Here is a 13104-nt window from a genome sequence, read left to right as displayed (position 1 = left end):
CTTGGGTATCATGCGAAATGCCAGAACACGGCTGGTGCTGCTCAGCATGGTGCTGAGCACGCTTCTGACTGCGGCCGTGCTGGCGCTGGTCTATGTCACCGCAAACCGCACCATCGCGGGCGAGACGCGCTCGGTAGTCACCGCCGAACTGGCTGGTCTGTCCGACGAGTACCAGCGGCGCGGTATATTCGGGCTGACCGAGGCCATCGAACGCCGCACCCAGGATGCCGCCGAGCGCGACGCGCTCTATCTGCTGACCGATCCGTTTGGCATCGTGCTTGCCGGAAACCTCGTGCGCTGGCCCCCCGATGTGGAACCGGGCAGCGGTTGGGTCGAACTGGACCTTATCCGTACCGAATCCGGCGAGAACGTCCCGGTCTCTACAGCCTCGATCCGGCTGCCCGGTGGTGAACGGCTGTTGGTTGGGCGCGACGCCTCCGCCCGGCGACAGTTTGACCGGGTGCTGTTGCGCTCGGTCGGTCTGGCGCTGCTGGCCGCGCTGGCGCTCAGCCTGCTGACCGGCTGGTTTCTGACGCGGCTGGTGTTTTCCCGGTTCAAGGACATCTCGCGCACCGCCGCCGAAATCGTCTCGGGCGACCTGACGCGTCGCATTCCCCTGCGCGGAACCGGGGATGAATTCGACCGCATGGCCGGAACCCTGAACGAGATGCTGGACCGGATCGAGGAACTGGTTGGCCATCTGCGGACCACCTCGAATTCGATCGCGCATGACCTGCGCTCACCCTTGTCGCGCCTGCGCCAAAAGGTCGAGGCCCTGACCGACCCCAGCCGGGCCGATGCCGAGCGGGATGCGGACGCCGCCCGCGCGCTGGCCGAGGTCGACCACCTGCTCAGGGTGTTTTCACAGCTGACCGAAATCTCGCGCGCCGAGGCGGGGCTGGGAAGGGAAGAGTTCGAAGCCGTGGATCTGGCGGCTCTGGCCCGCGACGTGGCTGAATTCTATGAACCGCTGGCGCAAGAGAATGGCGTCACACTCACGGTCGAGACGGACCCGGCCATCCTGCCGGGTCACCGCGCCTTGCTGGCGCAGGCGCTGTCGAACCTGCTCGACAATGCGTTGCGCTATGCGCCGGACGGCACCGAGGTGGCGTTGCACACCACCGCCGCCGAGGATGCGGTCATCCTGTCGGTGCGCGATCATGGCCCGGGCGTGCCAGAGACCGATCTGGAGCGCCTGACGCAGCCTTTCGTCACGCTCGACCCGTCGCGGACCGGGGGTAACTCGGGCCTTGGTCTGGCGCTGGCGGCGGCCATTGCCCGGATGCATGGCGGCGTCTTCGAGGCCCGCAATGCAAGCCCGGGGCTGGAGGCCCGGCTGGTTCTGCCAAGGTCCTGAGATCAGAGCGCCAGTTCCGCGAACAGGTCGGCGTAACAGGCCGCCGCCTTGCTGCGGGGCGCGTATTCGGCAACCGGCGCCCGCCGCAGACCCATTCGTTCCACATCCGCGGAATAGGGAATGCTGGCCGCGAGGAACCGTTTCGGATAGGCCGCGCGCATGCGCGCCATGGTGTCGCGATGCAGCGACTTGCGCCCCTCAACCATCGAGAAAAACGCAGAAATCTTGCGGCGCGGCAATCCCTGATCCTTGAAGAATTCGACCAATTGCTCGAACGTCCGCTCGCTCAGCGTGCTGGGCGGAACCGGCACCACGATCCGGTCGGCGGCGCGAAACACGTTCTCGGACAGCAGGGAAAAGTTCGGCGGACAGTCGAGCACCACGACATCATATTCGGCGCCCCCGGCCACCAGCGCCTTCGACAGGCGCGAGCGCTTGCTGCGGATGCGGCTCAGGAAACGATCGAAATCACGAAAGCTTCGGTTGGCGGGAAGGATGTCGAGCCCCGCGAAATCGCTGGCGCGGATCGCATCGGCAAAGCGGTCGGAATCCTCGAAAAACCGCGTCTCGCTCAGCCTTTTCGACGGTTTGACCCGAAAATAGTAACTCGATGCCCCCTGCGGATCGAGATCGCACAGCAGCACCTGCCGCCCGGAACGCGCGATGGCATGGGCAAGGTTCACCGATGTCGCCGTTTTGCCGACACCGCCCTTGTTGCTGTAGCAGGCGATCACATGCATGGCCTAGCGCCGCGCCTCCTCTGGCTGGTGAAAAAGCTCTTCGAACACGGACCGTACCGCGCGATTGTCGAATGCCGCGAAACTGGCAACAACGCGCGTCCGTTCACCAGCCTGCAAGCGCGACAGCGTTGCCAATAGCGCGCCAACGGCTGCGGCCATATCGGTCGCGACCGGCGCATCATTGTCGGGATGCAGGTACCGGCCGAGTTCCATCTGCTGCACCGAATAGTCGTTGAAGAGACCAAGATTGTCCTGCAAGCCTTTCAAGGGTTTCAGAATTTTTCTGAACTTCTTCTTTGGGAACAAGGGCCCGAAAAACTCCATGAGATAGCGCAGCTTCTTGCAGTGGATGCGCAGGCGATGAACATCATCATCCGGGGTATCCGCATCTATGCGCCGCGCCAGCTTGCACACCTTGCGATAGCGCTTCCAGATCAGGGCCTGCGCATAAGGCAGCGCCGCACGCTCGCTCTCGGGCCCGGGCGCGAGACCTTCGGGATCGGTCAGCCGCGCCTCCAGCGCGGCAACGCGTGCGGTATAACGGGCACTGCGCAGGTGACGGGCCAGGGCCCGTTGCGCTACATCCCGTTCTGTCTTCATCCGGGCAAAGAGAAGGTCCAACCCGGGATGCAGCGCCTCGGGCACAAGGGCAAGGAACCCAGACTGTCCCAACAGATACACGTCGAGGTCGCGCACCCTTCCGGTAGGTGCCATCAGGTCCGAGAACGCCCTTTGCAATTCTTCTGTCTCTTCGGGCGGAAACACGTCGCGAAACAGGCTCAGGACCGAGCGGATGCGGCGCAATCCGATGCGATAGTCATGCAGGAATTCGGTATCTACATCGTCGATAATCCCTGCCTCGTTCTGGCGGAAGACCGACATTGAAGAGCGGATCAGGTCCGCCGCGACACCATGTGCCGGCTCGTCCGCAGTGATCGGCACCTCGGGCTTGGACTGATAAGGTTGCACCCCAGGCAGCAAAACAGGCCAAAGACCGGTCGCGCCCCGGGATGCGCCCTCACAGTCCAGCAGGGCATCGACCACGCGCTGATGCGCCCGGTCATACCCACGCATCGGTTCCATCAGAACCAATGTCGCCACCCCGGACCGGGTCGACAGGGTAATGACCTGCATCCGTAGACAGGTTTTCTCCATATCGTCCAGAACCGCGACCGAGATCGTTTCCGCGCGGCCCGCGCAATGCTCCATCAGCGCCCGCAGCGGCGACAGGCCGGTCAGCGCATCGCACACCGCCCCGGGTGCAATTGCGGGCAAGCTACCTCGTCCCGGTTCCGCCTTTTGGGAAACCGGCGCCGAATCGTCAGACAACAGGACAAGATCGCGGCCGGTCCGTAACAGAACCCGCCCCGACCGGCGCAAGGGCTGGTCGAAACAATCGTAAAGTGCAAAATCACGACGCAGGGCGCCGCCAACGGCAAACCGCATGCCCTCGCACGGCCTGGCCAGAACCAGAGGTGCGGCTTTACCGGCGATGACGATCGTGCAGGTCATGCGCGCATCAAATCACGCCACGCGCCGCAATGAAACATTCATCTATCCCGATGCTTTCGCGTCCGCTTCAAGGGGCCATCTGTGCTGGCAGAGTGGCGTAGCCGTGAAACCGAATGCGCCCTCCGGGCACCCGGCCCTCGCGCAGGCGATAGTCGGGACAACGATCCAGCAGGCGCCCGAGTGCGATCCGGCCTTCGAGTCGCGCCAAGGTCAGCCCAACGCAGACATGCGGCCCGCCGGCAAAGGCCAGGTGCCGGTTCGGCTTGCGCGTGATATCGAAGCGCGCCGGATCGTCGAACACAGCCGGATCACGGTTTGCCGCGCCAATGCACAGATGCAGGTTGGTGCCTGCAGGCAGGCGCAGCCCGTCCAGTTCGATCTCGGCCGTGGTTTCCCGGTTGCCAAATTGGTTCGGCGAGCGGAACCGCAGGATTTCCTCGACAGCTAAAGGCAGTAGATCCCGATCTTCAAGCAGTTTTCGGCGTTCTTCGGGGAAATCGTTCAACAAGGCCAGCCCATTGCCGATCAGGTTCGAAGTGGTCTCGTGCCCGGCGTTCAGGATGAAGATACAGTTTTGCAGCAGCTCGATTTCCGACAGTTTCTGGTCGGCGCCCTCGCCCCGGATCAGCCGTGTCAGCACGTCGGTTTCCGGATCGCCCGGCCTGGCGCGGCGCCGCGCCACCAGATCCTCCAGATAGGTCTTGAACTCGGTCACCGCCGCCTGTCCGCGCGCCAGCTGATCGTCGGTCAGCTTCGGTTCCAGCGCGCCCAGGATCACCAGCGACCAATCCCGAAGGGGTCCGCGTTCCTCCATCGGAACATCCAGCAGGTTGCCGATGATCTGGATCGGGATGGTCGAGGCGAATTCCTCGATCAGATCGACAGTTTCCCGCCCCGCCATCGCGTCCAGCAGGTGATCGACCGTCGAGATCAGCCCCGGCTCCATCCGGGCGATGGCGCGCGGTGTCAGCGCCGAGGTCATGATCTTGCGCACCCGTGTGTGCAGCGGCGGGTCGTTGAACACCAGCGAGGTGGTGTGATGCTCAAACAGCGGCGACCCGACCCCGAATTTCGGCCCAAACGCGGCCTTCTTGTCCGAGGAATAGAGCGTGGTGTCGCGATAGATGCGGTCAAGATCGGCATGACGGCTCAGCAGAACCGACCCGTCGGGTTGCCGCAGCACCGGCGCATGCGCCAACAGCGCGTCATAGAACGGGAACGGATTCTCCAGAAACCCCGGCGGCGGCACGGTCAGGTCCAGATCCTTCACCTTGTCTCGTATGCCCGCGTCATCCATGCAGCGTCCCCTCCAGAGTGTCTCACTTGCGCCATTCCCGCACGAACCCCGTCAGGGCCCGTCCGCTATCCTCGTCCGAGCGGCGCAACCGGCGGACCGAAGGCGCCTCTCCGGCGCGCATCTGAGCGTCCGAAACAAGTTCAGGCAAGTCCAGCGGTTCCCGGGAAACCAGAATCCCGCGCGCACCAGTTGACCCTTCGACCTGGTAGAGATGCGCCTTGCCCCAGGCCAGATGCCCGCCTTCCTCCAGCGCGATCAGATCCTGCACAAAGTTGTGACATTGGACGTTTTCGACCAGCAATACGTATTTGTTTGCCTGCCGCACCATGTTGGACAGAGCCACGAAATGGCTGACGGCGGTGTGAATGTGCATGATTACCGCCTGGCTATAGACCAGATCGGCCCGTGGCCATTGGTCGGAGAAGGGCATGGTGATGTCCTGTATGCCGATCTTGCCTAACAGCTGCGGGTGCCGTGCGATGGCCAGGTCGAGCTGGGTTGCGCCGCGATCGCCGCCGGTCACCTGAATATCCGGGAACAGCACCGAGGCATGCGCCACATGATCGCCGCCCCCACAGCCCACTTCGTGCACCGAGGTGGGTTGCAACTGTCCGATGACTTCCAGGATCAGTTGCACATTGGGATGAAGCGCATCGCCCCGGACGTTCACCTTGCCGGTTTCCACCTCTAGCGACAGATCACCTTCGCCCGATACCGTTCTGAAATTGCTCTCAACATCTCCCTTCAGACGACGGTGGTAACTGTCGGCCGTGTAGCTGCTCCAGTCGAAATCGTCGTCATAGAACTTTCGCGATTTATAAAACAGGCGCCCCAATATGCTCATGCAAATCCCCCCTCACGAAACCGTGACTATCGCAGGGAGTTGCCTCGGACAAGTACGCAGCGGGACCCGGTGACATTTCGCCCGGGCGCACATAAGGTCGACCCATGTCCGATCCCGTCTCTTCCATCCGCAATCTCGGCCCCGCCATGGATGCGGCCTGCGCCCGCGCCGGCATCCATTCGGCGGATGAGCTGCGCGCGCTGGGCGCCGATGCCGCCTATGCCCGGCTCCTGGCCGCCGGAACCCGGCCGCATTTCATTGGCTATTATGTCCTGGTGATGGGCCTGCAAGGCCGCCCGTGGAACGATTGCAAGGGCAAGGAAAAGGCTGAACTGCGCGCCCGTTTCGACGCGATCAAGGCCGCGACCAAACCCGCCCCGGCCAGCAAACTGGTGGCAGAACTCGACGCACTAGGCGTCCGTATCCGCCCCGAGGATCTGCGCCCGCAATCCTGACGCAGATCTGCTCTTTCCTCTTGCTCCAAATATCCCGGGGGAATCGCGCCCCTGGCGCGATGGGGGCAGCGCCCCCCGACCCCGCCCGATAAAAAAGCCGCCCTCGAAACCGGGGCGGCTTTTCCTGTTCGTTCAGGTCGGGTGACCGGTGGCTCAGCCGACCAGTTCGATACCCGAGAAGAAATAGGCGATCTCGACAGCGGCGGTTTCCGGCGCGTCCGAACCGTGGACCGAGTTTTCACCGACCGACTCGGCGAACTCGGCGCGGATGGTGCCGGGGGCCGCGTCGGCGGGGTTGGTGGCGCCCATCACTTCGCGGTTCTTGGCAATGGCGTTCTCGCCTTCCAGCACCTGCACCACGACCGGGGCCGAGGACATGAATTCGCACAGCTCGTCATAAAACGGGCGCGCGGCGTGCACTTCATAGAACTTGCCCGCCTGTTCCTTGGTCATGTGGATGCGCTTCTGCGCGACGATGCGCAGGCCGGCATCCTCGAACTTGGCGTTGATCTTGCCGGTCAGGTTGCGGCGGGTTGCATCGGGCTTGATGATCGAAAAGGTGCGTTCCAGTGCCATCGGGGCTCTCCTTGAATCTGGCGGCGCGCCTTTCGCGCCGGATGTATCGCGCGCCGCCTATCACGATGGAACGCACAAGGAAAGTGCCATGATGGCAAATCCGGACCCGGAAACCGGATTGCCCGGTCAGGTCTCGGTCAGAGGGTCGCGCAGGTCAACCCAGCGGGTGTAGAGCGCGGCGACAAGGCTGAGCAGGCTGGCGGCCAGCATCAGCCCCAGAACGGCATAGGGCGCATTCTGCGCGTTCACGATCACGCCCGTGGCCGTGGTCAGCGCCGCGCCCAGCGCCACGGTCAGCGCCCCAGACAGGCCCGAGGCGCTGCCCGCCAGATGCGGGCGCACCGACATCAGCCCGGCATTGGCATTGGCCAGCGTCAGCCCGTTGCCAAAGCCCACGAATATGGCCGAGGCAAAGAACACCCAGACCGATCCCAGCCCGACAAGAAACAGCACCAGCCCCAACAGCGGCCCCAGGCTCGCCACCCAGCGCCCGGCCACGATCAGCGGCATCAGCCCCACACGCGGCGCAATGCGCCCGGTGACGAAGTTGCCCGCCATGAACCCCAGGGTGATGATACCGATGCCAAGGCCCAGCATCGCCGGGCTGAGGTCGAACGCAGCCGCCGCCACCATGGGCGCTCCGGTGATGAAGGCATAAAAGCCCCCCACCGAGAAGGCGGCACACAGGCTGTAACCCCAGAACCGGCGTGAGCCGAACAGCTCGGGATACTGCCGCATCTGCGCCCCGAAGGTGGCCGAGCGGTTCTGGTTCGTTTCACCCATATCCGCCCAGACGAGCACCAGCATTCCGAATCCCATGACGGCATAGAGAATGAACCCGGCCCGCCATCCGAACAGGCTCTCCAGCACACCGCCCAGCATCGGCCCCAGCATCGGCGCCAGCGCCATCGCCATCGACAATTGCCCCAGCCGCGCGGCGGCCTGCGACGGCGGGTAGAGATCGCGCAGCGACGCGCGCGGCAGGACCTGCCCCGCGATCACCGCGCCCTGCACCATCCGGAAGCCGAGAAAGACCCAGATATTCTCGGCCAGCGCGCATCCGACCGAGGCCAGCGCAAAAACACCCATCGACCACAACAATACCGGGCGCCGCCCATAGCGGTCGGACAAGGGGCCCATGATCAGTTGCAACACCCCGGTAACGATCAGGTATCCGGCGATCGACAGGTTCGCCAGCGCATAATCCACCCCGAAATCCGACGCGATATGCGCCAGTGACGGCAGGAACATGTTCAGGGTCAGAACCGCCAGTGCGGTGGCCAGAACAAGCGTGATCAGATGCGGCGGGTTTGTGGCGGGACGCATGGGCGAAATCCGGCGGATGGGGCGGTCTCTCTGCGCTATCACGGTCGCGCGCGCCTGACCATCCCGGCAACGGGCCCAAGCCGCTGGCGGCCCCCTCACCTCTCTGTTATGAGCGCGCCCATGTTGAGGATCGAAAACATCACTTACGCGGTCGAGGGCCGTCCGCTGTTCGACGGCGCCAGCGCCGTCATTCCCGATGGCCACAAGGTGGGCCTTGTGGGCCGCAACGGCACCGGCAAGACCACGCTGTTTCGCCTGATCCGGGGCGAGCTGGCGCTGGAATCCGGCACCATCGCCCTGCCCCGCCGCGCCCGTATCGGCGGCGTCGCGCAAGAGGCGCCCGCCTCGGACGTGTCGCTCATTGACACGGTTCTGGCGGCAGATACTGAGCGCTCCGCGCTTTTGGCCGAGGCGGAAACCGCCACCGACCCCGCGCGCATTGCCGAGGTACAGACCCGTCTGGCCGATATCGACGCCTGGAGCGCCCCGGCGCGCGCCGCCTCGATCCTCAAGGGGTTGGGATTCGATGACGATGAACAGCTCAAACCCTGCTCCGATTTCTCGGGCGGCTGGCGGATGCGGGTGGCGCTGGCGGCGGTGCTGTTTTCCCAGCCCGACCTGCTGCTGCTCGATGAACCGACCAACTATCTCGACCTCGAAGGGGCGCTGTGGCTGGAAAGCTATCTTGCAAGATACCCCCATACGGTGATCATCATCAGCCATGATCGCGGGCTGCTCAATCGCGCGGTGGGTGCGATCCTGCATCTGGAGGATCGCAAGCTGACCCTCTATCAGGGGTCCTATGACCAGTTCGCCCGCCAGCGGGCCGATAACCTGGCCCAGGCCCAGGCGATGGCCAAGAAGCAGGAAGCGCGCCGCGCGCATCTGCAATCTTATGTCGACCGCTTCCGCTACAAGGCGGACAAGGCCAAGCAGGCGCAATCGCGCCTCAAGGCGCTGGCCCGGATGCAGCCGATCAGCAGCCCGCAAGAGGCCGCATTGCGCGCCTTCACCTTTCCCAAACCCGAGGAGATGTCGCCCCCGATCATCCATCTCGAAGGCGGGGTCACGGGCTATGGGCAGACTGAGGTCCTGAAACGGCTGAACCTGCGCATCGACCAAGACGACCGGATCGCGCTGTTGGGCAAGAACGGCCAGGGCAAATCCACCCTGTCGAAACTGCTCTCGGACCGGCTGCCGCTTATGGCGGGGCGGATGACCCGCTCGCCCAAGCTGCGCATTGGCTATTTCGCCCAGCATCAGGTCGACGAGCTATATGTGGACGAAACCCCGCTCGACCACCTGCGTCGCCTGCGCCCCGCCGAGGCCCCGGCGAAAGCACGGGCGCGGCTGGCCGGCTTCGGCCTTGGCGCCGAGCAGGCGGAAACCGCGGTGGGGCGGCTCTCGGGCGGGCAGAAGGCACGCCTCAGCCTGCTGATCGCCACCCTTGACGCGCCCCATATGCTGATCCTCGACGAGCCGACCAACCACCTCGATATCGAAAGCCGCGAGGCGCTGGTCGAGGCGCTGACCGATTATACCGGCGCGGTGATTTTGGTCAGCCACGACATGCACCTGCTCAGCCTTGTGGCCGACCGGCTGTGGCTGGTCTCGGACGGGTCGGTGAAACCCTTCGAAGGCGATCTGGAGGCCTATCGCGACTTCCTGCTGGCGCGTGACAAGCCGGAGCCCGCCAAACCGGCCGAGGCCAAGCCCAAGCGCGCCAGCCGCGACACGGTGCTGGCGCTGCGGGCCGAGTTGCGCAAATGCGAGGAGCGGGTCGAGAAGCTGGCCGACATGCACGACAAACTCGCCGCCAAACTGGCCGATCCCGCGCTTTACGCCGATGACAAGGTCGCCGATCTCGAAGTCTGGAACCGCAAGTATGCCGAGTTGAAGGACGCGATGGACCGGGCGGAGACGCTGTGGATGGAAGCGCAGGAGAATCTCGACGCGGCACAGGCGACATGATCGTCCGACAGGCCGAGACGGCGGATGCCGCCGCGATGAGCGCAGTGTTGTTGCCCATCCTGGCTGGCTGGAACAGCACCCGTCGCGGTGATGCCGAGACGATCCTGACCCGCTACATCAACGATCCCGAGCGGCTGAGCTGCGCGGTGGCCTGTGAGGGTACGCGCATCCTCGGTTTTCAGTCGCTGAAAGTGGCAGGCGACCAGAATGTTTACGACCTGCCCGCCGGCTGGGGCATCATCGGCACCTACGTCGCCGCCGATGCCGGTCGCCGGGGTATCGGGCGGGCGCTGTTCGCCGAAACGCTGGCAGCAGCGCGCCGCGCCGGGCTGATCCATATCGACGCCACCATCGGCGAAGCGAATGCTCAAGCCTTGCATTATTATTCATCGATGGGGTTCCAACCCTACCGGAAACTGCAAGGCGCGGTGGGCTATAGGCTGATCGTACCCCAAGCCGAGGAATGATGTCCGCAATGGCCTTCGGAACTTACATTTTTCGCAGAAATTAACAGTTTCTTTGTACTCTTGGGCGACTCACCGCTTGGATGGATCATTCACCGAAAGAGTTCTTTGAATGATCAATTCCCGTAGTAAATTATCTCATGGTGCCCTTTGGCATAGCTGCACGATCGGTGCATTGACCCATTGTTTTTCATTGGAGACAAATGATGCTCTACTCAACGCTTTCACGAATATCATTGATCAGATCGGTGACAGTTTCCGTCCTGATGTTCGTCAGCGGTCTTGCCGCCGCGCAGGAAAAACCGAACATCCTGGTGATATGGGGCGACGATATCGGCCAGTCGAACATCTCGGCTTACACGATGGGTTTGATGGGCTATCGCACGCCCAACATTGATCGAGTGGCCAAGGAAGGCATGATCTTTACCGACTACTATGGCGAGCAATCCTGCACCGCCGGCCGCTCCTCCTATATCATGGGTCAGTCGGTTTTCCGGACCGGCCTCAGCAAGGTCGGCTTGCCCGGTGCGAAAGAGGGCATGCAGATCGAAGATCCGACCATCGCTGGCCTGCTGAAGGATCACGGCTATGCGACCGGTCAATTCGGCAAGAACCATCTGGGCGACCGTGACGAACATTTGCCAAGCAATCACGGTTTCGACGAGTTCTTTGGCAACCTGTATCATCTGAATGCGGAAGAAGAGCCGGAGAACGAAGATTATCCGCAAGGATCGGAGTTCCGCCAGAATTTCGGCCCGCGCGGCGTCATCAAGTCCTCGGCTGACGGCACCATCGAAGACACCGGCCCACTGACCAAGAAGCGTATGGAAACCGTCGACGATGAAACCGTCGCCGCCGCCATCGACTTCATCAAACGCGCGCATGACGCGGGAACGCCTTTTTACGTCTGGTGGAACGGCACCCGCATGCATTTCCGTACGCATGTAAAGGAAGAAATGCGTGCGAAGGCTAACGAAATCGCAGGGCGCGTGGCCGACGAATATACCGCTGGCATGATCGAACACGACATGCATGTGGGTCAGCTACTCGATCTGCTCGACGAGCTTGGCATCGCCGACAACACGATCGTGCATTACTCCACCGACAACGGTCCGCATTACAACACCTGGCCGGATGCCGCCGCTACACCGTTCTGGGGCGAAAAGAACACCAACTGGGAAGGCGGATGGCGGGTCCCGTCGATGGTGCGCTGGCCCGGTCATATCGAACCCGGTTCGGTGACCAACGAGATCGTCCACCATATGGACTGGTTGCCGACCTACCTTGCGGCAGCCGGTGATCCCGGCATCAAGGAAAAGCTTATGGCCGGTTATTCCTCGCCTGCGATGGGCCGTGACTACAAGGTTCACCTGGACGGTTACAACATCCTGCCATTGCTGACCGGAGAGACCGACAAGAGTCCGCGCAACGAGGTTTTCTATTTCTCGGACGATGGTGACCTGACAGCGTTGCGCTTTCAGGACTGGAAAATCATGTTCATGGAACAGAAGGCATGGGGTACCCTGCGGGCCTGGATCGAGCCTTTCACCGCTCTGCGCGTCCCGCTGATCTTCAACCTGCGGCGCGATCCCTATGAACGCAGCTACCGGACCTCGAACACCTATTACGACTGGATGATCGACCGGGCCTATTTCCTGGTACCTGCACAGGCCTATGTCGGCAATTTCCTGGCCACGTTCCAGGAATTCCCCCCGCGGCAAAAGGCGGCGAGCTTCAGCCTGGATCAGGTGATGGACAAGATGAATCAGGCAGTCGGCGACTGATACCTGTGAATCTGTCTACGAGCGAAAGCCGCCCTTCGGGGCGGCTTTTTCGATTGTAACCGGGCCGAAGCTTGGCTTTCGCCCGTTTTCGTGTTCAGAAACGGTGCGCGCGCACGGTCTAAGCAAACTGGATTACCATGGACACCGCCTTTCTGATCACCGCTTTCACCACGCTTTTTGTGGTGATCGACCCGCCGGGCCAGACGCCGATCTTCATGGCGCTGACCCAGGGCATGGACAGCCGTACCAAACGCGCCATCGCGCTGCGCGCCTGCCTGACGGCGGCGGCGATCCTCGCCATGTTCGCGGCCTTTGGCGAGGCGGTGCTGGGCTTCGTGGGCATCTCGATGCCCGCCTTTCGCGTGGCGGGCGGTGTTCTGCTGTTCCTCACCGCGCTCGACATGCTGTTCGAGCGCCGCACCAAGCGGCGCGAGGACCGGGCCGAGGCCGAGGAACACGCCGACCCCTCGGTATTTCCACTTGGCATTCCGCTGATCGCCGGCCCCGGCTCGATCGCCACAATGATCCTGCTGGCAGGCCAGCATCCGGGCGCCGAGGGGCTGGCCACGGTGATTGCGGTCATGCTGGCGGTGCTGGCGGTGGTACTGTTTCTCTACCTGATCTCGGGCCTCTTGGGGCGGCTTCTGGGCAAGACCGGGCTCAACGTGGTCACCCGCCTTCTGGGTATGCTGCTGGCGGCACTGGCGGTGCAGTTCATCCTCGACGGGCTCCGGGCCTTTGGCTTTGCCAGCTGACACCCCATATCGGGGAGGACCCC

General features: G+C 63.2%; 12 protein-coding genes. 6 read left to right on the top strand and 6 right to left on the bottom strand.

The annotated features are described in order from the left end of the window. The first annotated feature begins 10 nt into the window (after positions 1-10). Positions 11-1357 (top strand): HAMP domain-containing histidine kinase, encoded by a 1347-nt coding sequence (locus tag OE747_RS13110; RefSeq protein ID WP_263829038.1) that lies wholly within the window; start codon positions 11-13, stop codon positions 1355-1357. Between the two features lie 2 nt (positions 1358-1359). Here the strand turns inward: OE747_RS13110 and OE747_RS13105 are convergent, their stop codons facing one another. The 4 genes from OE747_RS13105 to OE747_RS13090 all read right to left on the bottom strand — a co-directional run bounded on the left by OE747_RS13105 (position 1360) and on the right by OE747_RS13090 (position 5750). Then, positions 1360-2097, bottom strand: coding sequence for a ParA family protein (locus tag OE747_RS13105; RefSeq protein WP_263829037.1), 738 nt, complete (start codon positions 2095-2097; stop codon positions 1360-1362). Positions 2098-2100: 3 nt separating this feature from the next. Next, a complete protein-coding gene (locus tag OE747_RS13100; RefSeq protein WP_263829036.1) occupies positions 2101-3609 on the bottom strand; it encodes a CHAD domain-containing protein in 1509 nt (502 codons plus the stop codon). A gap of 67 nt (positions 3610-3676) precedes the next feature. Beyond that, on the bottom strand, positions 3677-4906 hold the full coding sequence (locus tag OE747_RS13095) for a cytochrome P450 (RefSeq protein ID WP_263829035.1): 1230 nt from the start codon (positions 4904-4906) through the stop codon (positions 3677-3679). A gap of 22 nt (positions 4907-4928) precedes the next feature. Beyond that, positions 4929-5750 carry a methyltransferase domain-containing protein gene (locus OE747_RS13090; protein ID WP_263829034.1) on the bottom strand — a complete coding sequence of 274 codons (822 nt, stop codon included), beginning with the start codon at positions 5748-5750 and terminating at the stop codon, positions 4929-4931. Between the two features lie 104 nt (positions 5751-5854). On the opposite strand from OE747_RS13090, the gene OE747_RS13085 reads away from it, so the two are divergent. Further along, positions 5855-6205 (top strand): TfoX/Sxy family protein, encoded by a 351-nt coding sequence (locus OE747_RS13085; RefSeq protein ID WP_263829033.1) that lies wholly within the window; start codon positions 5855-5857, stop codon positions 6203-6205. Between the two features lie 153 nt (positions 6206-6358). On the opposite strand, the gene ndk is transcribed toward OE747_RS13085, so the two are convergent. Together ndk and OE747_RS13075 are read right to left on the bottom strand one after the other, a co-directional pair. Continuing rightward, a complete protein-coding gene (gene ndk, locus OE747_RS13080; RefSeq protein WP_238903506.1) occupies positions 6359-6781 on the bottom strand; it encodes a nucleoside-diphosphate kinase in 423 nt (140 codons plus the stop codon). A gap of 126 nt (positions 6782-6907) precedes the next feature. Further along, complete coding sequence (locus OE747_RS13075; RefSeq protein WP_263829032.1) at positions 6908-8107, bottom strand: multidrug effflux MFS transporter; 1200 nt, start codon at positions 8105-8107, stop codon at positions 6908-6910. A 120-nt stretch (positions 8108-8227) separates the two neighbouring features. Here OE747_RS13075 and OE747_RS13070 point away from each other — a divergent pair, with 120 nt between their 5' ends. The 4 genes from OE747_RS13070 to OE747_RS13055 all read left to right on the top strand — a co-directional run bounded on the left by OE747_RS13070 (position 8228) and on the right by OE747_RS13055 (position 13081). Beyond that, a complete protein-coding gene (locus tag OE747_RS13070; RefSeq protein ID WP_263829031.1) occupies positions 8228-10078 on the top strand; it encodes an ABC-F family ATP-binding cassette domain-containing protein in 1851 nt (616 codons plus the stop codon). Continuing rightward, complete coding sequence (locus tag OE747_RS13065; RefSeq protein WP_263829030.1) at positions 10075-10545, top strand: GNAT family N-acetyltransferase; 471 nt, start codon at positions 10075-10077, stop codon at positions 10543-10545. Before OE747_RS13070 ends, OE747_RS13065 begins: the two co-directional genes overlap by 4 nt. 263 nt (positions 10546-10808) lie before the next feature. After that, positions 10809-12326, top strand: coding sequence for an arylsulfatase (locus OE747_RS13060; RefSeq protein ID WP_263829068.1), 1518 nt, complete (start codon positions 10809-10811; stop codon positions 12324-12326). Between the two features lie 137 nt (positions 12327-12463). Then, the gene (locus OE747_RS13055; RefSeq protein WP_263829029.1) at positions 12464-13081 is read left to right on the top strand and encodes a MarC family protein; all 618 of its coding nucleotides are present in this window, start codon (positions 12464-12466) and stop codon (positions 13079-13081) included. Positions 13082-13104 lie beyond the last annotated feature (23 nt).

The organism is Ruegeria aquimaris (assembly GCF_025751555.1).
Classification (GTDB): domain Bacteria; phylum Pseudomonadota; class Alphaproteobacteria; order Rhodobacterales; family Rhodobacteraceae; genus Ruegeria_B; species Ruegeria_B aquimaris.
Note: the sequence above shows the minus strand (reverse complement) of the source record. Positions and strands in the feature narration are given on the sequence as shown.